Source organism: Burkholderia sp. Ax-1719, assembly GCF_011753055.1.
GTDB lineage: Bacteria > Pseudomonadota > Gammaproteobacteria > Burkholderiales > Burkholderiaceae > Paraburkholderia.
In genome coordinates, this window is record NZ_VWWJ01000002.1 from 372,532 (window position 1) to 394,319 (window position 21,788).

General features: G+C 59.5%; 23 protein-coding genes. 11 read left to right on the forward strand and 12 right to left on the reverse strand.

Annotated features, from left to right (window positions below):
- Window positions 1-188: 188 nt before the first annotated feature.
- The 5 genes from F3J17_RS06665 to F3J17_RS06690 all read left to right on the forward strand — a co-directional run bounded on the left by F3J17_RS06665 (window position 189) and on the right by F3J17_RS06690 (window position 3,193).
- The gene (locus tag F3J17_RS06665; RefSeq protein WP_167055101.1) at window positions 189-539 is read left to right on the forward strand and encodes a hypothetical protein; all 351 of its coding nucleotides are present in this window, start codon (window positions 189-191) and stop codon (window positions 537-539) included.
- A 9-nt stretch (window positions 540-548) separates the two neighbouring features.
- The gene (locus F3J17_RS06670; RefSeq protein ID WP_167055103.1) at window positions 549-1,169 is read left to right on the forward strand and encodes a hypothetical protein; all 621 of its coding nucleotides are present in this window, start codon (window positions 549-551) and stop codon (window positions 1,167-1,169) included.
- Window positions 1,170-1,645: 476 nt separating this feature from the next.
- Window positions 1,646-1,951 carry a hypothetical protein gene (locus F3J17_RS06680; protein WP_167055107.1) on the forward strand — a complete coding sequence of 102 codons (306 nt, stop codon included), beginning with the start codon at window positions 1,646-1,648 and terminating at the stop codon, window positions 1,949-1,951.
- A 485-nt stretch (window positions 1,952-2,436) separates the two neighbouring features.
- Window positions 2,437-2,490, forward strand: coding sequence for a hypothetical protein (locus F3J17_RS36190; RefSeq protein ID WP_240160855.1), 54 nt, complete (start codon window positions 2,437-2,439; stop codon window positions 2,488-2,490).
- 241 nt (window positions 2,491-2,731) lie between these two features.
- Window positions 2,732-3,193 carry a hypothetical protein gene (locus tag F3J17_RS06690; RefSeq protein ID WP_167055109.1) on the forward strand — a complete coding sequence of 154 codons (462 nt, stop codon included), beginning with the start codon at window positions 2,732-2,734 and terminating at the stop codon, window positions 3,191-3,193.
- Window positions 3,194-3,391: 198 nt separating this feature from the next.
- Here the strand turns inward: F3J17_RS06690 and F3J17_RS06695 are convergent, their stop codons facing one another.
- The 12 genes from F3J17_RS06695 to F3J17_RS06750 all read right to left on the reverse strand — a co-directional run bounded on the left by F3J17_RS06695 (window position 3,392) and on the right by F3J17_RS06750 (window position 16,729).
- A complete protein-coding gene (locus F3J17_RS06695) occupies window positions 3,392-4,285 on the reverse strand; it encodes a class I SAM-dependent methyltransferase (RefSeq protein WP_167055111.1) in 894 nt (297 codons plus the stop codon).
- A gap of 79 nt (window positions 4,286-4,364) precedes the next feature.
- Window positions 4,365-5,378, reverse strand: coding sequence for an alpha/beta hydrolase-fold protein (locus tag F3J17_RS06700; protein ID WP_167055113.1), 1,014 nt, complete (start codon window positions 5,376-5,378; stop codon window positions 4,365-4,367).
- A gap of 8 nt (window positions 5,379-5,386) precedes the next feature.
- Complete coding sequence (locus F3J17_RS06705) at window positions 5,387-7,819, reverse strand: TonB-dependent siderophore receptor (protein WP_167055115.1); 2,433 nt, start codon at window positions 7,817-7,819, stop codon at window positions 5,387-5,389.
- Between the two features lie 118 nt (window positions 7,820-7,937).
- Window positions 7,938-9,002 (reverse strand): FecR domain-containing protein, encoded by a 1,065-nt coding sequence (locus tag F3J17_RS06710; RefSeq protein ID WP_167055117.1) that lies wholly within the window; start codon window positions 9,000-9,002, stop codon window positions 7,938-7,940.
- Window positions 8,995-9,549: a sigma-70 family RNA polymerase sigma factor gene (locus F3J17_RS06715; protein ID WP_167055119.1), complete on the reverse strand. Its 555-nt coding sequence runs from the start codon at window positions 9,547-9,549 to the stop codon at window positions 8,995-8,997. Before F3J17_RS06715 ends, F3J17_RS06710 begins: the two co-directional genes overlap by 8 nt.
- A 113-nt stretch (window positions 9,550-9,662) precedes the next feature.
- Entirely contained in the window at window positions 9,663-10,229 is a 567-nt protein-coding gene (locus F3J17_RS06720) for a GNAT family N-acetyltransferase (RefSeq protein WP_167055121.1), read from the reverse strand.
- Between the two features lie 106 nt (window positions 10,230-10,335).
- A complete protein-coding gene (locus tag F3J17_RS06725) occupies window positions 10,336-11,751 on the reverse strand; it encodes a cytosine permease (protein WP_240160832.1) in 1,416 nt (471 codons plus the stop codon).
- Between the two features lie 108 nt (window positions 11,752-11,859).
- Window positions 11,860-13,329, reverse strand: coding sequence for an aldehyde dehydrogenase (locus F3J17_RS06730; RefSeq protein WP_167055124.1), 1,470 nt, complete (start codon window positions 13,327-13,329; stop codon window positions 11,860-11,862).
- A gap of 12 nt (window positions 13,330-13,341) precedes the next feature.
- Complete coding sequence (locus F3J17_RS06735) at window positions 13,342-14,379, reverse strand: LLM class flavin-dependent oxidoreductase (RefSeq protein WP_167055126.1); 1,038 nt, start codon at window positions 14,377-14,379, stop codon at window positions 13,342-13,344.
- Between the two features lie 11 nt (window positions 14,380-14,390).
- Entirely contained in the window at window positions 14,391-15,326 is a 936-nt protein-coding gene (locus F3J17_RS06740) for a flavin reductase (RefSeq protein WP_167055128.1), read from the reverse strand.
- 1 nt (window position 15,327) lies between these two features.
- On the reverse strand, window positions 15,328-16,158 hold the full coding sequence (locus F3J17_RS06745; protein WP_167055130.1) for an alpha/beta hydrolase: 831 nt from the start codon (window positions 16,156-16,158) through the stop codon (window positions 15,328-15,330).
- Complete coding sequence (locus tag F3J17_RS06750) at window positions 16,127-16,729, reverse strand: amino acid synthesis family protein (protein ID WP_167055132.1); 603 nt, start codon at window positions 16,727-16,729, stop codon at window positions 16,127-16,129. The genes F3J17_RS06745 and F3J17_RS06750 overlap by 32 nt, the downstream gene beginning before the upstream one ends.
- A 62-nt stretch (window positions 16,730-16,791) precedes the next feature.
- Here F3J17_RS06750 and F3J17_RS06755 point away from each other — a divergent pair, with 62 nt between their 5' ends.
- The 6 genes from F3J17_RS06755 (at window position 16,792) to F3J17_RS06780 (ending at window position 21,787) form a co-directional block, all read left to right on the forward strand.
- Window positions 16,792-17,487 carry a GntR family transcriptional regulator gene (locus F3J17_RS06755; RefSeq protein WP_205194661.1) on the forward strand — a complete coding sequence of 232 codons (696 nt, stop codon included), beginning with the start codon at window positions 16,792-16,794 and terminating at the stop codon, window positions 17,485-17,487.
- Window positions 17,484-17,774: a DUF1330 domain-containing protein gene (locus F3J17_RS06760; protein WP_167055134.1), complete on the forward strand. Its 291-nt coding sequence runs from the start codon at window positions 17,484-17,486 to the stop codon at window positions 17,772-17,774. Before F3J17_RS06755 ends, F3J17_RS06760 begins: the two co-directional genes overlap by 4 nt.
- Window positions 17,775-18,024: 250 nt before the next feature.
- On the forward strand, window positions 18,025-19,161 hold the full coding sequence (locus tag F3J17_RS06765) for a muconate/chloromuconate family cycloisomerase (protein ID WP_167055136.1): 1,137 nt from the start codon (window positions 18,025-18,027) through the stop codon (window positions 19,159-19,161).
- A 27-nt stretch (window positions 19,162-19,188) separates the two neighbouring features.
- Window positions 19,189-19,479 (forward strand): muconolactone Delta-isomerase, encoded by a 291-nt coding sequence (gene catC / locus F3J17_RS06770; RefSeq protein ID WP_167055138.1) that lies wholly within the window; start codon window positions 19,189-19,191, stop codon window positions 19,477-19,479.
- A 56-nt stretch (window positions 19,480-19,535) separates the two neighbouring features.
- On the forward strand, window positions 19,536-20,471 hold the full coding sequence (gene catA, locus F3J17_RS06775; RefSeq protein WP_167055140.1) for a catechol 1,2-dioxygenase: 936 nt from the start codon (window positions 19,536-19,538) through the stop codon (window positions 20,469-20,471).
- 59 nt (window positions 20,472-20,530) lie between these two features.
- The gene (locus F3J17_RS06780; RefSeq protein ID WP_167055142.1) at window positions 20,531-21,787 is read left to right on the forward strand and encodes a GTPase; all 1,257 of its coding nucleotides are present in this window, start codon (window positions 20,531-20,533) and stop codon (window positions 21,785-21,787) included.
- Window position 21,788: the final 1 nt, after the last annotated feature.

The window sequence follows — 21,788 nt, forward strand, 5'->3', positions numbered from 1 at the left end:
CACGACCGGCGTGGTGTGGAGGCGTTGACGTATCTTTACGAGCCCGATAGTTACGTGCCGCTGGCGCGTATCGATCATGCCGCGCCTGCGGCGAATGATGCGAGTGCGGATGCTGCGCGTGATGCGGTTTATATTTTTACAATGACGTGTCGGGGATGCCGGACGGAAATCGCGGTCGAGAAAAGTCGATGTACGACTTGCAACGGAATGGCTATAAGGTCGTGGCCGAAGAAGTAACGATGAAGGTGAACGGAAAGCGGATTCGCGCTGACTTTGTTGCAACGAATGGACAGGGTAACTACCACGTATTCGAGGCTAAACATGGTTTAGGTCGATTGACCCAAAATCAGAAGGCAAGCGGAGTATTTGACATGTCGAGTCCATCTAACACTGTGGACGTTATCGGTGGTGGCGTGATCACACCGTCCGCTGGTACCGCCGGGAGTTTTGACGTTGCAACTGGGAATAAGAACATAACAGACGTGCTGGGTACGCGCGGGACGTCATATGATGCGACTTTTCATGTATTGAAATATTGAGGTAATAAAATGGTCTTGGACGTAAAAAAAACGTTCGAAAAGCGATTGCAGGAGGTTTTGAAATCCAATATCGATTTGGATGGTGTTAAATTTCTTCGAAACGAAATAACCGTCAAGAAAAGTGAGGATGCAGTCGGCAGAATCGGATTCAGGTTTCTGTCAAATGCTAACGGATATATTCTCGCAGCGTCCGCAGACTCTGCAGATCTGCAGAGCTTCTTCAGTGAGATAAAGCCGCCATACAAGCCTAATATTGCCACAGGGCTTGCATTTGCAATGAACACATCCATGGAAATTGACAAGCTATTCTCTCCAAATCAAGGCGGAGCAATTGCTTTGCCTCGAAATGAGGTAGAAATTGAGAGTGTCTGTCAATGGATTTGTGGGAAAGTCAAAGACGTTTATCTGCCTCGCGTTCTTCGCGTTCTTGAAGCCGATCCACGTCTTGTTGATGATGTATTGGCGAATCCTGATTACTATTCTTATCCGGTTTTGACAATAATTTTTGCTGTCTATAAAAATAATTTGAATACAGATGGTTTGAATTTTGACTATATGTTGGGAAAAAAAGTTTCAAAGAATAAGAATTATGATGCTGAGTTGCTTAGAAAGCATGGTCTTCTCGTCTAGTCGTGAGGATGTTGTTGCTTTGCATCGACTTTGCTTATGCGCCGAATCCGGTTCGATGGATTGATCCACTTGGACTTTACAAGGGAGAAGGCTCACGCGAACTCGGAAAGTTCCACGCTTTCCATGAGCACACGCTGAATCCTGAACAGTATACGCTTTCGGATTCGGAACATTTCCGTCTCGCAAATGAATCTGTTTATCAGCGGGCCCAGATGGACACGGAATTCCGTCAGACTCTGCAAACCAAGTATCCAGGTGTGTTAGAACACGTGAGTCCAACGCAGACAGGAAGATTCCGAGGGACCTCGCCGCCGGACATGACTTGGCATCATGGTGACTCGCCGGGTTCGCTGAAGCTCGTTGATCATGGCGATCACCGAAGCTTCCACAAGATCTACCATCCAGACGGGAAGGGTGGGAGAAACAAATGGGGTGGCGGCACAGGGTGTCGCTGAAATTTTGAAAGGAGAAAATGAGTGAAGACTATTAACGGATTGAGCGCCTTGATCGCGGAACGTCGTAGTTTGCCGAAAGTTGGCTGGATCTTTGTGGAGAATGGCTTCGATAAGACTTCCGTCGAGGCGTTGCTCGCGGCGGATTTCAATATCCCTGAGAACGAAGATGACGAGTTCTACGGAGAAGACAATCTTTTGACTTGGCTTGAAATTCCTACGTTTCTTGACGTTATTGAAATTCGAGAAAAAAATATGGCTAACCCCACTGCTGAGGCTATTGCGATTGCTGCAATTTATTACCTTGAAAACGACGATTTTCTCGAGTAATTTTTAGATTAACAGATCGAAGATGAAAATGTTTCACCCTCGGCTTTGTTCAAAAAAATTGATCAAGAAGGCTGATTCCGAGTCGTTGCATGTTGACGAAACATCCACGAGGATGGGCCGTCAACTGTGCAAACGGGTCAGCATTTGCCAAGCTTGATCATATGCCGTACCTAACCTGCCGCGCAGCACAGACACATAAGCATAAAGGGTGTTCAATCGCTCCCGAACTGCGCTCGTCGCCAACTGCTATCACCACGCCAGTACAGATGTAAATTCCAGAGTCGTGCGAAATCGAGGAATTCTCGCAAGCTGAACGGCAGCCATGCGAGCACGGATTTTCTGTGGGTCGGCATGCGCCTCCTCCAGGAGACGTATCACGACCGGTGCGGTGTGGAAGTCATGCTGCGCCCGCGGCGAATGATGCGAACGCAGATGCGCGTGTCGTTCGCGATGCGGTTTATTATTTTCATAATGACGTGTTGGGGATGCCGGAAGAACTGACCGACGCGGATGGCGATCTGGTCTGGCAGGCGCGTTAAAAGGTGTGGGGCAACGCGGTGCAGGAGGAGTGGATCCAGCGCGAAGCGCCGCGTCCGCAGAATCTGCGCTTCCAGGGGCAATACCTGGATCGCGAGGCTGGACCATTCCTCAACGTATTGGTGGTGCTGGGGTTCATGCCCCGTCGAATCTTAGCGAGTTGACGCCGTGGCAGCATGAGTCAGTCGATCCGTATAGACATACTGGTGAAGATCTGTTAAGCGTAATAAAAGGAATAGATACATGTTAGGTCAAGAGAAAGATTTGTGTGAATTGATTTTCTCTGCGCTCTATCGAGAGAGGCTTGACGAGCTTTGCACGCGCTCAGGCGTGTCAATTCATTCACAATATAACGATGTGGTTTTTAAGTTTGATAAGAATAGATTTGAATTATCCGCTCTCGATTTGACTGACGTGACTGGGTTGTTGACAGATGAGTGGGTGAGATTCTCTAAATTTTGTGTTTCGAAGATTGAATTTTTTCGGGCGCGGGAGATGAAGCAGGATTTTCCGAAAGGTGAGGAGGTTGAGAAGTTTGATCAGAAGGAAAAGTTGCTCGGATTTTCTCGTGGCATCTTGATCATGTACGCCATAGAATTTTTGCTTGGCGTTAAAGGGAAGGGTTTTTTAGGTGATTATGTTAAAAAATCCAAAATTCCCAATGCAAAGCAGTATGTGTCAGAGGTTATGTCATTGTTAAATTGAAAATTATTAATTCAGTCGGTGTTTGGGGTGCCCGCGATTAATTTTTTTTTGGGTGATTATTGAATTTGCCGGGGAAATATCTGTGTACACAGAGCTTTGGCAGCTCGAAGCCGACACAAGTGCCTGCGCCAGTTCTGAATCTGGCGCAGCACTTCGTGTGTGGAAAAGCGTCGCGTATGTTGAAACTAGACCTGCGCCCTACGGCTTAATAAACCTCAACGTCATCCGATCCGATTCCCCAATCGCGGCAAACTTCGCGCGATCAACGTCACCGCCTTTATACGTCGGTGGCAGCGACCAGACGCCGTTCGGATAATCCTTGGTGTCCTTCGGATTCGCGTTAATCTCGCTGCGCGCGGCCAGCACGAAGCCCGCTGCCTGCGCGTGCTCGATCACGTAGTCCTCCGTCACATAGCCGGAATCGATCATCTGCTGCACGGTCGCACCGCGTTTCGCGCGATGTTCTTCCACCCCCAGCACGCCACCGGGTTTCAGCGCAAGCCAGAACGCACGTAGGTTGTCGTCGATCTGCCCATCCTTCATCCAGTTATGGATATTGCGGAACGTGAGCACGCGGTCGAACTGTTCGTGCGCATCGAAGCCCGCGAACTGGCCCGCATGCAAAGTGCCCACCTTGACGTTGCCATATAACGCAGGGCTTGCCGCGAGCTTGCGCAAAAAGGCTGCATCGGTTTCACGATCTTCGGCAGCAAGCGCCGGCGACGTGCTGACGTACTGGGCTTCAACGAGGTGGCCGCGGTCGTGCAGCCAAGGCGCGAGAATATCCGTGTACCAACCGCCGCCAGGTGCAATTTCCAGTACCGTTTGCGTCGGCTCGACGCCAAAGAACTGCAACGTCTCCTTCGGATGTCGATAAACATCGCGGGCCTTGGCGCGCTCGTTTCGCTGCGGACCGTTGATCGCGGCGTCGAGCGAACTTGTACTCGCGGCCTGCATTTGCGCGGGCTGTGCGGCCTGTTGGGCGGTCGTCGCGCAACCGGCTGCGAACAGCGCAAAGGATGCGGTGGCGATGGCGGCGACGCGCTTCAATGTATGACGTGCGGGGACGCGATTACGCAATATCGGGTTCATGGGCGAGGACGCGGGTTTTGAATAGATCACACGATACCCGGTTATCGGCAATCACGCTGGCCGGGCATCGTGTGGTGCGTCACGGTTGAGGCGGCTTCGCGCACGCGTGTTGGGCGGCGAGCGTCACTGCTTCGCTGATCGCTGCAGGCAAGTACGAAATATGGTTCTGACCGGGGTAAATCTGCAGATCCGCATTAAAGCCGAACACGGGCGTATCGTTCAGCGCTTTCGTGAAGGCGCGCGCATTGTCGATCATCGCGGCACGCTGTACGCGTTCGACGCGTGCCGGCGGGCTGCTGGGCGCGAGACGCTGCTCGTCGCCGCCCACGCGTATCGCGAGCGGAATTCCCCCCGCAGAAGGCACAATCGGTCGACTGGCATCACGCACGCGTTCGAGCAACGCGCCCGCATCCCACCACAGCGAAGGGCTGGCCGCCATATAGCGCGAATACGCTTGTGGATGCGCAAGTGCATCGTGCAGCACGAAATAGCCACCCAGCGAATGTCCGAACAGCATGCGGCTTCGCGGCGTTTCGTGTGTTCGCGCCTGGATCGCACTCGGCAGCGTCTCATTGACGAGCGCTTCGAACGCCTCAGCGCCACCGGTTTGCAACGGCTGACCTTGCGCATCGCGCGGCACGCCCCAGCCGTCGCGGCTGGGCGTGGTGAAATCGCGCGAGCGCTGGCGTTCGTCGAAAAGTGCGTCGTTATCGGCGGCGATCGCGGCGATGGTGACCGGGCCGATCAGGCGCGCCTGCAATCTCGCGGCGCTCACGGCCAGCGCAAAGGTAGCGTTGCCGTCGAGCAGCACGAGCAGCGGCGGCGCACCTTCACGAACGCAGCTATTGGTGATTTCGCCCGCCGCCGTGCGCGGCGTCATGGCCGAAGTCGTATCAGGATGATAGAGCCAGACGCGATAGCGCGGGCCTTGCGGCCCGGCTTGCAGCATGAACGATTCGGTATCGGGCAGCAGGGCGTTTGACGCACCGATCGATTCGATATCGGTGCTGACCGGCGTGGCTTGAACAGAGGCCGAAGCTGCCACAACAAAGCCGGCCAGCGCGCGTTGCAGACTATTGAGAGAGCGTTTCATTGTCGGCATTACCATTGATAGCGGGCGGTGCCGATCACTTCGCGGCGCACGCCCCAGAAGCATTGCGTCGCGCTCGCGCAGGCGGCTACGTATTGGCGGTCGAACAGGTTCGATGCATTGAGCGCGAAACGCCAGTTGCGCATTTCGTAGTGCAGAGCGAGATCGACCAGCGTAAAGGAGCCGACGCGGAACGAATCGTCTGCTGCGCCATAGGTGCTGCCGATATAACGGACGCCCGCGCCCATGCCCAGTCCCTTGAAGGTGCCGCGATGCAGCGTGTAGTCGGCCCACAGCGAGGCGGTTTGTTTCGGCACGGCGGCGGGCGTGTGACCCAGCGAGCTATCGTTTGCGCTCGCCACCCACGCACTCGTATAACTATAGGCAGCGATCAGCGACAGTTCGCGCGTGAGATTCAGGTGCGTTTCCAGCTCCACGCCGCGGCTTTTGACGGCGCCCGTCTGCACGCGGTAATTCGAATTGTTCGGATCGGGCGTGGAAACGTTGTGCTGTTCGAGATCGTAAAGCGAGAGCGTGGTGAAGCTGCTCGTGCCCGGAATCTGATATTTGAGGCCCACTTCGAACTGGCGTCCTGTCGCGGGCTTGAGTGCGCTGCCATCGGCCGTCGTGCCCGACGTGACCGGCTGGAACGAGCGCGAAAAGCTTGCAAACGGCGAAAGCCCATTATCGAAGGCATACAACGCGCCCGCGCGCCATGTGAATGCGCGGTCGAATTGTTGCGTCGATGTGTGCTTCACATACTCGTTCGCATTGGTCGTGGCGTAGTCTTCGCGCGCGCCCAGCACGAACGACCATTTGCCCAGCGTGATCTGGTCCTGCAGATAGAGGCCGAGATCGTCGGTGCGTTGACGCGTGTAACTCGCGAGCTTCGGGGCAGTGAGCGACTGGCCATAGACGGGATCGGTGATATCGAGCGAGGGCGCCTTGCCCGAGGAAAGGCGTCGGTCGGCCATCGTCATCTGGTAGTCGAGGCCCATCAGCACCGCATGACGCACCGTGCCAGTGTTGAAATCGGCTTCGAGTTGCGTGTCGGTGGAGAGCGCGTCCAGATGCTCCATCGACGCCGTCGTGAGTCGGTTCAGGTAGCGGTTCGCCGTGGTCGTGTAGCCGCTCGAATAGACCGTCTGATAGTCGCTCCACATATGCATGTAGCGCGCGTTCTGACGTACCGTGAAGGTGTCGTTGAAGCGATGCGTGAACGCATAGCCGATCTGTGCCTGTTCGCGGCGGAAGTGATCGTAGTCGGGTTCGCCGTCATTGAAACCGGTGCCCAGCATGCCGTTGGGGTTGTACGAAACCGTGCCGTAGCGCGGCAGGAAACCGTAGTATCCGTTGTTCGGATCGTATTGATAGCTGGCGAGCAGTGTGAGTTCGGTATTGGCGTCGGGACGCAGTGTGAGCGAAGGCGCGACATAGATGCGCTGTTCCTTCGTTCCGGAGACCTGAGTATCGGCGTCGCGCGCAAGGCCGACGAAGCGGTACAGCACGCGTTTATCGGCGTCGATCGCGCCGCCCAGGTCGAACGCGCCTTCCCAGCGGTTGTGGGTTCCCGCGCCCAGCATGACTTCGTTGACGTGATCCGCTTCGGGGCGCTTGCTTTCCAGCACCACCACGCCGCCCGGGTTCGCCTGGCCATAAAGAATCGAACTCGGTCCGCGCAATACCTCGATACGTTGCAGGCCATATTGCTCGATTTGCGGCACGGCATAGGACAGACCGCGTCCCATGTTCAGGCCATCGAGAAAATTCACATACACGGCATTGCCGCCGAAGCCGCCAAATCCACGCATCTGCAGGCTGTCGTAGCGATCGCCGATGCCGCGCGTTTCAGGCACGATACCCGCCGAATAGCGCAGCGCCTGCGATACCGACTGCACGTTCTGTTCGTCCATCTGCTTGCGCTCGATGATCGAGACCGATTGCGGCGTGCGCGAGAGCGCGACGTTCGACTTGAGCGCGGCGCTCGCGACGGTCGGATCGTGGCCGTCGCCTGTGTTTTGCGCGCTGATCTTCACGGCGGGCAGCGAAGTTTCGGGCGTCGTATCGGCAGTGGGGCCGGGCGGTTCGGGATCGGTTTCCAGTACGAAGGCGGCGTTCTGGCCGCGTACCGCTCGCAGGCCCGTGCCGCGCAGCAGTTGCGCGAGCGCGTTGGCCGGTTCCGCGCGCCCAGTGAAGCCCGGCGATTGCTTGCCTGCAACCATTGCGCTGGCGTACGCGAGTTGCACGCCGCTGGTTTCCGCGAACTGGTTGAGCGCCGCGTTCAGACTGGACGGGGCGATACGGTAATCGAGCAATGCGCTGCGTTGCGCCGTGGCGGCGTCGTGGGCCGCATTCTGGTCTGCGAGTGCGGGCAATGCCGCGCCAAAGAGTGCCGCTGCCGCCGCGCTGATTGCGAGCGGACGAAGAGATGCTTGCGTGAACAACGAAATTCCCCCGAACTGATGCGTGTTGATGCTGTACGTTTCTGGTCTTGCTGAGGGAATAGACGTTTGGCCGCGCAAAAACCGGACGTCCTGCGCGAAATATTTTTTATCGCGTGTTTTAGCGGGCTTCGGCGGCGTCCTGGGCCGAGAGAATCACAACGCGGTTGGCGATCTGCGTGGAGCGCAGCGAAAGCGTTTCGGTCAGCGTCGCAAGCGCTTGCGCAGGCGCATCGATGGCGAAATTGCCCGAGACGCGCAACGTTGCCGCGCTTCCCCGCACGTAGATGAAATGGCCTTTCCAGTAGCGATTGAGCGTGGCGGCAACGTCGGCAAGCGGTGCATCGCTGAAGACGATGCGGCCGCGCTGCCAGGCGGTGGCCGCGAAGGTGTCGATGGCAACGGTGCGTGGCGCGTGGGCCGGATCGTCGTATTCGACGCTTTGGCCGGCGGCGGCTTCGATATGGCCAGCGGCGTTGCGCACGTCTACGCGTCCCTGCGTGACCGTGACGAGCGTAGCGTCGCCGTGTTCGGGCAGGCTTGCCTGGAACGCGGTGCCAATATCGACGATCTCTCCGGCTGCGGCCTGCACGATAAAGCGGCGCGAGTCGCCGTGTTTCACGTCGAAGGCGGCGCGGCCGCGTTCGAGCACGACACGCCGTTCGTGTTGATCATAGTGAACGTCGACGGCCGAATCGGCATCGAGCCGCATTGTGCTGCCGTCATTCAGTGCAACAGTGCGCACCTCGCCCGCCGATGTGGCGATATCGGGCGCGTGCAGGAACAGCCCCAGGCCGATCCCCGCTGCGGCGAAAGCGAACGCAAACGCGGCGCGCGGCGCGGTAAAGCCGAAAGAGAAACGCGGTCGTGCTGTCGGCGCGGGCGTTGCGCGCATGGTCGGTCGTGCAGCCGCTTGCACGCCCAGCACATCGGCCTTTTGCCATTGCGTGGCGGCGGCTTCAAACGCGGCGCGATGTGCGGGCGAGCGCGCGCACCAGCGTGCCAGACGCGCATCGTCGCGCGTCGCGCGGCCCACGTCGATGCGCACGACCCACACGGCGGCCTCGGCGCGCAGACGCCGCGCGCGAACGTTACCGTGCGCGTCATCGTGCGCGTCGCGCTCGCTGGCGCTCGAACTACCTGAAGAAGAAACGGGCATACCCAGTGGCTGGAAATCCTTAGTCATGGGCTGGCGGTGCAGTCTCGTCGGGTGCGCTGCGATCGAATTCGGTCAGCCCCATCAGCGCGCGCCGCAAGTGCTTTTCCACCATGTTGCGGCTGATCTGCAACCGCTCGGCGATGGCTTCATGCGACAGTCCGTGGACCTTGCGTAGCAGAAACACTTCGCGGCAGCGCGCCGGCAACGCACTCACCGCGGCTTCTAGGGCGCGTGCGGTCTGCGCGGCTTCGGCAAGCAGGCTCGGGTCGATGCGGTCGACGGCCAGATCGGCAAAGGCGTCATTATCGTCGTCGGAAGGCGTCACGTCGACGTGCAATAGCGTGCTGCCACGGCTCTCGCGGAAGCGGTCGACGATCAGGTTCTCGATCACGCGCACGAAGAACGCGCGCGGCTGGCGCACCTCGGCGGCGCCCGGCAGCGAAGCGACCTTCACGAACGCGTCGTGGACGAGATCCGAGGCGGCTTCCGCCGACTTCACGCGGCGCGAGGCGAACGCCAGCAGCGCGCGATAGTGCGCGGCGAACGTGTGAGCGAGGCTGGAAGACGGCTGCACGAGTGGATCTGCAGGAGACCAGGGCCGGGTGGCCGGCTGGTTTCATGGCGCTTACGATAATTTTACGAATGAGAATTATTATCGTTTATGCACGTTCGTGCAAGCGGGGATTTTCAGTCGGCGGCGGCCTTGGCTCGGGCGGGGCCGCTTGCGGGCGCTGCTGCGGCGTCGTACAGATGGCGCTCGTAGTGGAGGAGGTCGTGCCACTCGCCCTGGAAATACATGCTGCGGGTGGCGCGGCCAAAGGCGTTGAAGCCGTTGCGTTCGAGCACGCGTGTCGATCCGGCGTTTTGTGGCCGCACGACCGCTTCAACGCGCGACAAGCGCAAATCACGTGTGGCCGCCTCCAGCGCGAGGGCGACCGCCCTTGATGCGTAGCCTTGCCCCGCGAACGGCTGGCCGATGCGATAGCCCAGCGTCGCGCGGTTGAAATACGGCCGCGTCACATCGACGAGATTCACTCTGCCGACAAGCTCATCGCCGAAACAGACGAGATATGCGTAAGCGCGGTCCTTGTCGATATCGGCTTGCGCTGCGGCTATCGCTGTGCGCACCGCTTCGAGGCTGTAATAGTTTGCGGGGCGAGCGTTGATCCAGTGCTCGAAGTAAGCGCGATTGTCGATTTCGAATGCGAGAAGCACATCGGCATCGTTCAAGGTCGGGTGGCGGATGGTGAGCATAGGCCAGGGGCGTGTGAGGATCCCCGGCGATTCTACAGGCGTGCCTAAAAAGCAAACGGCAGCCTCGCAAAAGAGGCTGCCGTTTTGGACACTGCGATTACGTCGTTTATTCGGACGCTTGCGCACCGGCCGGCGAACGGCGCGGCGAAGGCGAGCCGTTTTTCGACGCCAGCACATAGTAAGTCAGCGCGGTCGCAACGAGACCCACCATCCACGAAACATCCGCGCCGCCCAGAATCGATGCCCAGGGGCCGTGGAAAAAGCTCTCTTCCATGAACGGCACCTGAATCGCGATACCAAAGACGTAAATGGCAATCGCCTTGATATTCACCGAGCCATACATGCCACCATTGCTGCTGATGATTTCCGACACGCGGTAGCGGCGGTTATTGATCAGGTAGAAGTCGACCAGATTGATGGCGATCCACGGTGCGAGCACGATGCGCATCGCGAAGATGGCCGTGAGGAAGATCGCGATGAAGTTGCTCGACGCCCACAGCGCCGTCACGGTGGAGGCAACCAGCAACAAGGCCGATACGACGATGCGCACCTGGCGGCCCGGCACCCAGTGAGGGCGGAAGGTCTGCGCGGCGGTGATGATGGACAGCACGCCGCCGTAGAGATTCATGCCGTTGTGGCCGATGATGTTGATCAGGAAGAGGCCGATCAGCACATAACCGAATGCGCCGGTCTGCGTGCGGATCGCTTCCATTGCATCGGTGGCGTGGCCGGTGCTCACAGCCAGCACGCCAAACAGGAACGCGAAAATCGTACCCAGCGACGTGCCGAAGTAAGTAAAGGCAAACGTCTTCGCAAAGCCCGTGGTAGCGGGCATATAGCGCGAATAATCGGACGTGTAGGGCGCGAAGCTGATCTGCCACACGGCGCACAGGCCGAACATCGCAAACCAGTTGGCGAGATCGAAATGGCCTTGATGGAAGGCGCTCGCGTCGAGGCTGGGGATCAGCATGACCATGCCCACCACCAGCGCGCCGCCCATGAACCACGCGCCAATCTTGTTGAAGCGGTGAATGAAGTGATAGCCGATCACGCCCACCAGCGTGGCGAGCACGGCGCCCAGCACGGTGCCCACATGCACCGGCACGAACGGCGCGGCGGTATGCAGCGTCTTGCCCGCGAGAATGATGTTGGAGACGAAGAACCCGAGATAAATCAGCGTGGTGAAGCCCACGACCAGCAAGGAGCCGTAACGCCCGAATTGCGCGCGGCTTTGAATCATCTGTGGCACGCCAACGAGCGGACCTTGCGCCGACGTGAGGGCGTGAAAGATCGCGCCAAAAAACTGACCTGCGGCGATTGCGAGAATCGCGCTTACCAGATCGAGGTGGAAAATCAGTACCGATGTTGCGCCCGAAATCACGGCGAGCGGCGCAACGTTCGTGCAGAACCACAGCGTGAACAGATCGGCGGGCTTGCCGTGCCGATTCTCCGGTGCAACATATTCGATTGAGTTGCTTTCGATGGTCAGAACGCTGTTATCGTTCGCCGGGTTTGTCATCATGTCTCCAACTTTATTGCCAGACCATACGTCGACGCACACGCGTTGGTGCGACGACGCGTGGCGTCTACGGCTATGGTGTTTTCGGCGCGCAGGCCGATGAGTTAGCGCCTAGCGCATCACGAACGGATCGCTGATCGGCTCGTCCGAGGTGCGCAGCCAGACCGATTTCGTCGTCGTGTATTCGAGCGCCGCGCTCATGCCGCCTTCGCGACCGTGGCCAGAAAGGCCAAAGCCGCCGAACGGCACGAGCGGCGAAACCGCGCGATACGTATTGATCCACACGATGCCGGAGCGCACACGCTTCGAGACGCGATGCGCGCGCGTGAGGTTGGTCGTGAAGATGCCCGCTGCCAGGCCATACGCCGTGCTGTTGGCTTTTTCGATCGCTTCCTGCTCGGTGGAGAAGGTGTCGACGGAAAGCACTGGGCCGAATAGTTCGGTGGTGATGCTGTCTGCGTTTTCCACGCCGGTGCAATCGATAATCGTCGGCGCGAAGTAAAAGCCGTCGCGATCAAGCGCCTTGCCGCCTGCGAGCACCTTCGCGCCCTGGCTCACCGAATTCGCCACGATCTTTTCGATGTGACGAAGCTGACGCTCCGTACACAGCGGGCCGTATTCCGTGGCGAGATCGTCGGGTGCGCCCACCTGGATGCGCGACACGCGTTCGACCAGCATCGAAAGAAACTGCTCTTTCACCGACGCTTCCACCAGCAGACGCGAGCCCGCCACGCAGCTTTGGCCGCTGGCGGCAAAAATTGCTGCCACCTGCGCATTCACGGCGCTCTGGATATCGGTATCGGCGAAAACGATGAACGGCGATTTGCCGCCCAGTTCCAGCGAAACCTTGGCGAGGTTTTTCGATGTGTTCGCAACGATATGCCGTGCCGTTTCCGGGCCGCCCGTGAAGGCAACTTTATCGACATCGGGATGGCTGCTGAGCACCGCGCCGCATTCCGGCGCGAAACCGGTAATCACGTTCACAACGCCAGCAGGGAAGCCCGCTTCGTGAATCAGTTTTGCGAATTCGAGCAGCGGGCCGGGCGCTTCCTCGGAGGCCTTGAGGACCACCGTGCAACCGGCAGCCAATGCCGGGCCGACTTTCACGGCTGACAAGAAAAGCTGGCTATTCCATGGCACGATCGCGGCCACCACACCCACAGGCTGACGTTCGAGCCACACCTGCATATCCGGCTTGTCCACCGGGATATGGCTGCCTTCGAGCTTGTCGGCGATGCCCGCGTAGTAGCGGTAGTACTCCGCCACATACGCGATCTGGCTCGACGTCTCGCGGATGATCTTGCCGGTATCGTGCGTTTCAATTTCAGCCAGTCGCGGCGCAGCCTTTTCCACCAGATCGGCGAGCTTGTGCAGCAGCTTGCCACGCGCTGATGCGGTGAGACCGGCCCACGCGGGATCGCTCAAGGCGCGGCTGGCGGCCGCCACGGCGCGGTTGACCTCGTCGGTGCGGGCTTCGGGCATCTGCGCCCACACCTTGCCCGTAGCGGGATTGATACTGCCGAAGCTCGCGGCGCCCGGCTCGAACTGGCCGTCGATATACAGCTGAAACTGAACACTCATGGAATCCGTCCCTTACTTGAACGCAGGCATCACGTCGTTGATCATGCGCTCGAGCGAGGCCTTCTTGCGCTCGAAGCTCATGCCGGTGTCGATCCAGAAGGAATACTCGTCGAAGCCCAGCGCTTCGTAAGCCTTCAGACGGCCGATCACTTCTTCAGGTGTGCCGATCACATTGTTCTTGCGCATCGCTTCCGGCGTGTAGAACGGATGGGCATCCATCTCTTCCTTCGTCAGCGGCTTGATCATGCCCTGGCTGACCGGACGCTCGTTTTTGAACCACGCGCCGAAGTAGTTGTAGAACGCGTTCACTTCTTCCGCAGCCACTTGCGCATCGTCTTCGTTGCTGGCGACGTACGTGTGGCGCAGCAGCATGATCTGCGGGCGCGGCACTTCGCTGAACTTCTCGCATGCGGCGTTGAAGTGGCCCACCAGCTTTTCGACTTCTTCGTCGCCGAAATGCAGCGGCGTGACCTGCACGTTGCAACCGTTCGACACCGCGAATTCGTGGCTGTTCGGATCGCGCGCGGCCACCCAGATCGGCGGATGCGGCTGCTGCAGCGGTTGCGGGGCCGACGTCGTCGAGGGGAATTGCCAGAACTCGCCTTCGTGCGCGTAATCGCCTTCCCAGAGCTTCTTCACGGCGGGAATCAGCTCGCGCATGCGCTGGCCCGCGCCCCAGGCGTCGAGGCCCGGCATCAGACGTTCATATTCGAACGAATAGGCGCCGCGCGCAATGCCCAGATCCAGACGGCCACCCGTGATGATGTCGGTCATCGCGGCTTCGCCGGCAAGCTTGATCGGGTGCCAGAACGGTGCGATCACCGTGCCGGTGCCCAGGCGCACGTTCTTCGTCTTGCTCGCGAGATCCACGAGGTTGAGGAAGGGATTCGGCGCGATCGTGAAGTTCATGCCGTGGTGTTCGCCGGTCCAGACGGCATGCATGCCGCCACGGTCCGCGATCTGGCACAGTTCGACCATTTCGTCATACAGCTGCTTTTGACTGGTCTGGTCGGAGACGCGCTCCATGTGAACGAAAAGCGAAAAACGCATGGTGTGACCTTTCAGGAAAGAAGCGGGCGGACCGTGCCGTTGCTGTGGTCGCCGTAATACATACCGTAGCTCTTGAGCTGGCTTTCCTTGCGATAGCGCTGCAGCATGCTGGCCGTTGCGCTGTCCTGGAACTGATCCGGCTCGATGTCGTCGAGGCTCACGAAATCTCCTGCGACCGCCGCTTCATCCGGCGCGCTGCAGAGGAACGAGATGTACTGGTAATGGGTTTCGGTGTTGTTATAAGCCGAATAAATAAAGCTTGCAGAGGCATCGGGCTGGTATTTGCCGAACAGTTCGGCCAGCGCCTTGTCCGCGCCTTCCTTGCCGATTTCTTTCGACGGCAGGCCCCATTTGTTATCGGCGGTGCGGGTCAGCAGGACCTTGTCGTCGCGCGCGATGATGGCGCTGACGATCACCTTCGGTCCTGCGATCACTTCGGCCGACACCTTGGCCGGCGTGAAATAGCCGCCGCGGTAGTAGCCCAGGCCCGCGAAGCCGGCCGAATGGAACGCCTCGACCTTGCCGACCAGCAGGGCGTGGTCGCCCGCATCGATTACGGCGTGGGTGGTGCAGTCGAACCAGGCGCTCACATCGCCGAGCAGCGGGTTGTTGTTCGCGCTGAGATTCCAGTTCACGTTCGCGAAGCGGTCCTCGCTGGGACGTGCGAACGTGTTGGACAGATCCTTTTGTCCTTCCGCGAGGATGTTGATTGCGAAGTGGCGCGTGGTCGAAAACGTCTGATAGTTGCTCGACGTCTTGGCGATGCTCACCAGCAGCAGCGCGGGATCGAGCGACACCGACGAGAACGAATTCGCGGTGAAGCCGAGCGGTTGGCCATCGTCGCGCGAGGTGGTGACGATGGTCACGCCGGTCATGAAGGCGCCGAACGCATCGCGAAGTTCGCGGGTGTTCAGAACGGCGTTCGTGGAAACGGTCTCTTGGCTCATATCAGGCTTCCGACTTCAAGGGTTCAACCGGCGAATCGATCGGCGTTTCAACCTTCAACCAGTCGCGCAGGGCGCGATTGACGGTTTCCGGCGCGGTCAGGTTCACCATATGGCGCTCGTCTTCGATCACCACGGCGCGGCCGTTGTGCGCGGCGGCGGCCATCTGGTTCGCCATTTCGGGCGTCGAGTTCGGATCGTCCGAGCCGGTCAGCACGAGCGCCGGGCAGGCGATGGTGTTCCAGCCGTCCGCGTAGACCTCGTCGCCCTTCGCGAAGGCCGTATACGCCGTGGCATAGCCCGCGAGATCGACCGACTTCAGCCACGATTCCACCTTGTGCGCGGCGATCTGCTGGGCTTCTTCGGCGTTGAACCAGCGCTTGAGCGGCGTTTCGACGTCGATGGTGCCGGAGCGCAGTTCGGCGGCGCGTTGCAGCACGGCTTCGCGCGCTTGCGGCGTACGACGATAGACGCCGTTCAGGAGTGCCACGCGTTTCACCAGATCGGGGCGCGTAACGGCTACGCCCGCGGCGATCAGCGAACCCATCGAATGACCCGCCAGATTCACGGGACCGGCGTCCAGCGCCTCGATAAAGGCAATCGCCCACGCCACGAACTGCTGCAGGCCCGCGCCAACGTCGAGCGGGGCGCTCTGGCCGTGGCCCGGCATATCGACGGCTATCACGCGGAAATCGCGCGACAGGTCGTCGATCTGCGGATACCACGCGTGCGCCTGCATGCCCACGCCGTGAATCAGGACCAGCGGCTCGCCACTACCTTGTTCGAGGTAGTGCGCGACGCGCTTATCGGACAGCTGCAGGATTGTTGACGTCATTTCCGAGCTCTGCGAGGTCTTTGTAGCGATCGCCGATGCGGTGATGCGGACGGCCACCCGTTGCACCGCCAATGGCGATGACGATTTCGTCGGCTGCCGGCGCATCGGGGATGGCGAATTGCAGCGTCAGGTAGTGCGAGCGACGGCCTTCGTCGTTCTTGTCCATCATCGGAATCAGCAGCGGCGCATTGGCCGGGCCGCGCGTGTTGTTGAACGCCAGATACGACTTCGCGCCCACCGCCGAGCGGTACGTATTGCCGAAGTGCAGCGTGTGGATCAGCGCGGAAGCGTGCTCCAGCTCGCCGTCCAGGCCGACGATGGCGGCCTTGCCGAACGCTTCCACGGCTTCGCCCGAGCCGGCTTCATCGATGATCAGCTTGGTCAGGTGCGCGCTGATCTGCGGGGCGAGTTCGCGGATTTCCGGCGAGAGGTTCTCCACATAGCCACGGCCCGCCCACGGGTTCTTGATGACGGCCACCGCGCCGATCATCTTCAGCGGCTTGGCGGCGTCCTTGTCACCGTCGACGAAGACGTTCTCGACATGGAGGATGGACTTGCGAATCAGGCTCATGGCGCATTCCTTTGGTGCGTTGATTGTGGTTGATAGTTTGGTATACCATAGTACGGCATGCCATGAGTGTTAACCCTGAAATGAATCTAACTATTGAAAATCCACCGGTGACGCTGCGCGAGTTGTCGCTGAACAAGCTGCGCAATGCGATCATCAGCGGCTATTTCCCGGCCGGAAAACGGCTGGTTGAGCGCAGCCTGTGCGAAGAGATGGGCGTGAGCCGGTCGGTCGTGCGGGAGGTGATCCGCTATCTGGAGGGGGAAGGGCTGGTCGAGATCGTCACAGGCAAGGGCCCGACGGTTTCGACGTTGAGCTGGGACGTTGCGGCGCAGATCTATCAGATCCGCATGGTGCTGGAGCAAGGCGCGGTGGTGGCCTGCACGCAGAGCCTGACGCCCGAAACGGCGCTGCAGATTCAGGCCTTGCTGGCGGAATTCAAGGCCGCGTTCAGCGGCGACGATGTCAATGCGATCGTCAATCTCTCGTCGAAACTCTATGAGAAGATTTTTGCCGTTGCAGGACAGAGCGTGGCGTGGGAAGTGGTACAGCGGCTTAACGGCCGGATCAGCCGCTTGCGCGCCATGACGATGAAATCGACGAATCGTAGTGAAACCGGATACCAGCGCATCGACACGATTTGCCGTGCGATTTGCGAACTGCGCGACCCGGAGCAGGCGAAACTGGCCGTGCACGCCCATATCAGCGAAGCGGCCGCCATTGCACAACGCATTCTTGAGAACGAAAAGGAGAAATCATGACGGCATACTGGATTGCTCACGTGACGGTGCACGACGCCGACAAGTACAAGGGCTATACGGACGCTGCGCCGGAAGCCTTCAAGAAGTACGGCGCGGTCTTTCTGGCGCGCGGCGGCGCGTATGAGGTGCTCGAAGGCGACGCGTTCCAGCGCCATGTCGTGATCCAGTTCAAGGATATGGAGACGGCGCTTGCGTGCTATCACTCGCCTGAGTATCAGGCGGCGAGGGCGAAGCGCGAGGGGTATAGCACGGCCCAGATTACGATTGTCGAAGGTCTGCCGGGCTGATCCGCCTGGCTGATTTGGAAATGCGGGGATGCAATGTCCCCGCGTGTTGGTCTCTTGCCGTACCCATCCCATCTCTTAGTCGTAGCAAACCGCGAATCCTCGATGATATCCATCGGATGGATGATATCGCGCATATATGATTGATTTGACAGATGAGCGACCGATCGCTAATTTGTCATGCCGAGACGTTATGCATTTTCATCGATCGTTGTTTCCGCACACGATGGAAGCGATTTAGTTTGCAATCCAAATGAATACAGCAAAAATCGAACGCATCGAAACCCGCCTCGTCGATCTGCCGACGATCCGCCCTCACAAGCTTTCAGTGGCGACGATGTACGGCCAGACGCTGATGCTGGTGAAGATCTATTGCAGCGATGGCGTGATCGGCATCGGCGAGGGCACCACGATCGCAGGTATGGCCTACGGCCCCGAAAGCCCGGAAGCGATGAAGGTGGCTATCGATACCTACTTTGCGCCCGCGATGATCGGCCAGGACGCCACGCGCATCCAGGCGCTGATGGCGCATCTGGGCAAGCTGGTGAAGGTGAACCACTTTTCGAAGAGCGCGCTGGAAACCGCGTTGCTCGACGCGCAGGGCAAGCGCCTGGGCGTGCCGGTGAGCGAACTGCTGGGCGGCCGCCGTCGTGACCGGCTGCCGGTTGCGTGGACGCTGGCTTCGGGCGACACGGCAAAAGATATTGCTGAAGCCGAGCACATGCTCGAAGTGCGCCGCCATAACGTCTTCAAGCTGAAGATCGGCGCGAAGGCGCTGGAAACCGATATCAAGCACGTCGCTGAGATCAAGAAGGCCGTGGGCGACCGCGCTGCCGTGCGTGTCGACGTGAATATGGCGTGGAGCGAGACGCAGGCCGCCTGGGCGATTCCCGCGCTGGCCGATGCGGGCTGCGAACTGGTCGAGCAACCGGTGGCGTCGGCCGCAGCGCTTGCGCGTCTGATGCGCCGTTTCCCCGTCGCGCTGATGGCTGACGAAATCCTGCAAGGCCCGGAAAGCGCCTTCGACATCGCGAAGAATAACGGCGCGGATGTCTTCGCCATCAAGATCGAGCAGAGTGGCGGCCTGTTCGCCGCCCAACGCGTGGCCGCGATCGCGGACGCTGCAGGCATCGAACTGTATGGCGGCACCATGCTTGAAGGCGCATTCAGCACGGTCGCATCGGCGCATCTCTTTGCGAGCTTCGCCAACCTGCAGTGGGGCACCGAATTGTTCGGACCGCTACTTATCACCGAAGAGATTCTGACGAAACCGCTCGATTACAGCGATTTCGCGCTGACCGTACCCAGCGGCCCGGGTCTGGGCATCGAACTGGACGAAGCGAAGGTTGAGCGCTTTACGCGCGACGGCCTGAAGAAAGTCACGAAGTAACCCGAATCACGTAACAGGACGCAGACAATGCTTTTCCACGTACGCATGGATGTGAATATCCCAGCCGATATGCCCGCCGAGGTCGCCAACGAGATCAAGACGCGCGAGAAGGCCTATTCGCAGGAGCTTCAGCGCAGCGGCAAGTGGCGCCATATCTGGCGACTGGTCGGTGAATACGCGAATTACAGTATTTTCGATGTCGAAAGCAACGCGGAACTGCACGATATTCTCACCGCGCTGCCGCTGTTTCCGTACATGAAGATTTCGGTGACGCCGCTGTGTCGCCACCCGTCGTCGGTTCGCGACGACGACGCCTGAAGCTAAAAAACCATTCAGGCGATTTTCCCCAAAATACAAGTGTGGAGACACTAATCATGAGCGTCAAAGTATTCGAAACCGCAGAAGTTCAGGACTTGCTCAAGGCCGCAGCGAATCTCGAAGGCAGCAACGGCAGCGCGCGTTTCCAGCAGATCGTGCACCGCCTGCTGGGCGATCTGTTCAAGGCCATTGACGATCTCGACATCACGCCCGATGAAGTCTGGGCGGGTGTGAACTACCTGAACAAGCTGGGCCAGGATGGGGAAGCGGCGCTGCTTGCGGCGGGCCTGGGTCTGGAGAAATACCTCGATATCCGCATGGACGCGGAAGACAAGGCAGTCGGTCTGGACGGCGGCACGCCGCGCACGATCGAAGGCCCGCTCTATGTGGCCGGCGCGCCGGTGCGCGATGGCACCAGCAAGATCGATATCAACGCCGATACGGAAGCCGGCCCGCTGGTGATTCACGGCGTCGTGAAGGGAACGGACGGTCAGCCCGTCGCGAACGCCGTGGTGGAATGCTGGCACGCGAACTCGAAGGGCTTCTATTCGCACTTCGACCCAACCGGCGCACAAACCGATTTCAACCTGCGCGGCGCGGTCAAAACCGGCGCGGACGGCAAATACGAATTCCGCACGCTCATGCCCGTGGGCTACGGCTGCCCGCCGCACGGTTCCACGCAACAATTGCTCAATAGCCTGGGCCGCCACGGCAACCGCCCGGCCCATGTACACTTCTTCGTCACTAGCGAGAGCCATCGCAAGCTCACGACGCAGTTCAATATTGAAGGCGATCCGTTGATCTGGGACGACTTCGCTTATGCTACCCGGGAGGAGTTGATCCCGCACGTCGTCGAAAAAGCCGGCGGCGCGGCGCTTGGCCTGAAAGAAGATGCGTACAAGTCGATCGAGTTCGACGTCACGTTGACGCCGCTCGTTCAAGGCCGCGACAATCAGATTGTCAACCGTCTGCGTGCAGCCGCTACGGTTTGACCTTAGAGGAAACGGCGGCGTGTACGAATGCGCCGCCGCTCGCAGAGGAGGAGACAACGGTGTCCAGTGACCTGCGCGGCCAGTCCGCGCGCGAGATCCATGCGGTACTGCCTGATCGCGCGGACGATCTCGCGCGCCTGCAACTGATCGCCGATGACGATGTGCCTGTCGTCACGGTAGTCGGCAAATATAACCACGGCAAAAGCAGCCTGCTGAACGAATTGCTCGGACAGCAGGCTTTTGCCGTTTCGGACAAGCGCGAAACCGTGGCGCTTGCGCATAGCGTTCAGGAAGGCGTGCGCTGGCTCGATGCGCCGGGCCTCGACGCCGACGTCGGCAGCGAGGACGACCGCCACGCGTTTGACGCCGTCTGGCTGCACGCGGATATCCGCCTTTTCGTGCATGCTGCGAAGGAAGGCGAACTCGATGCGCGCGAACGCGCGTTGCTGGCCGAACTACTTGCTGATAGCGAACGTAGCGCACGTCAAACGTTTTTCGTACTCACGCAAGCGGATCAACTCGCCGACGACAGCGAACTCGAAAGAGTACGCGCGGCGTTGGCCGCGCAATGTGAGGGTATCGAATGGCGTGTGGTTTCTGCGACGCGCCATCGCAAGGGACAGGAAGGCGGTAAGGCGCTGATGGTGGAGCGTAGCGGCATTCCCGCTTTGCACACCTTATTGCGCGACGCGATTCATCGCGTGCCCCACGCGCGAGCGAGTGAAGCCGCGTTATTGCGGGACGAAATCCACTCGGCACTCAGCGAGCATCGCACCGCGCAAGCGGCATTACTGGATACGTTGCGTACAAAACAACAGCAACAGCGCGAAGAGTTTGATCGCGGACTAAGGGCTGTGATCGATAAATCCGGTGCGGATATCGACGCGATGTTGAACGCGCTAGGCACCGATCACGCCATTGTGCCGGATACCGCGAAGGATATTTACGCGAGCACCGCAGGCAAGCGTGAACGCGCGCATATTCAGATTGCGTATTCGCGCGCGTGCATTGCGATCGATGGCTTTTTGACCGGCCGCGGCGTGATGGAATTGCCATCGGAACAGCGCACGGCGGCAAGCAGCATCAATTCCGTGATGATCGCTGTGCTGGGTATATCGGTGAAATTCCGCAAGGATCTGCGCGCCATGTTCTGCGATGTGCAGGGACGAGAGCGCATGCAGCGCGACTTCGCGCACTATTACGAGTTGTCTGCGGGGCGCAAGACGCTCGCACAACGCATTGTCGATGTGGACGCGGCGTTGCGCGCGGCGGAAACGGCCATCGCGGCGCTGCAAATCATGATAGCTCGCACATGAA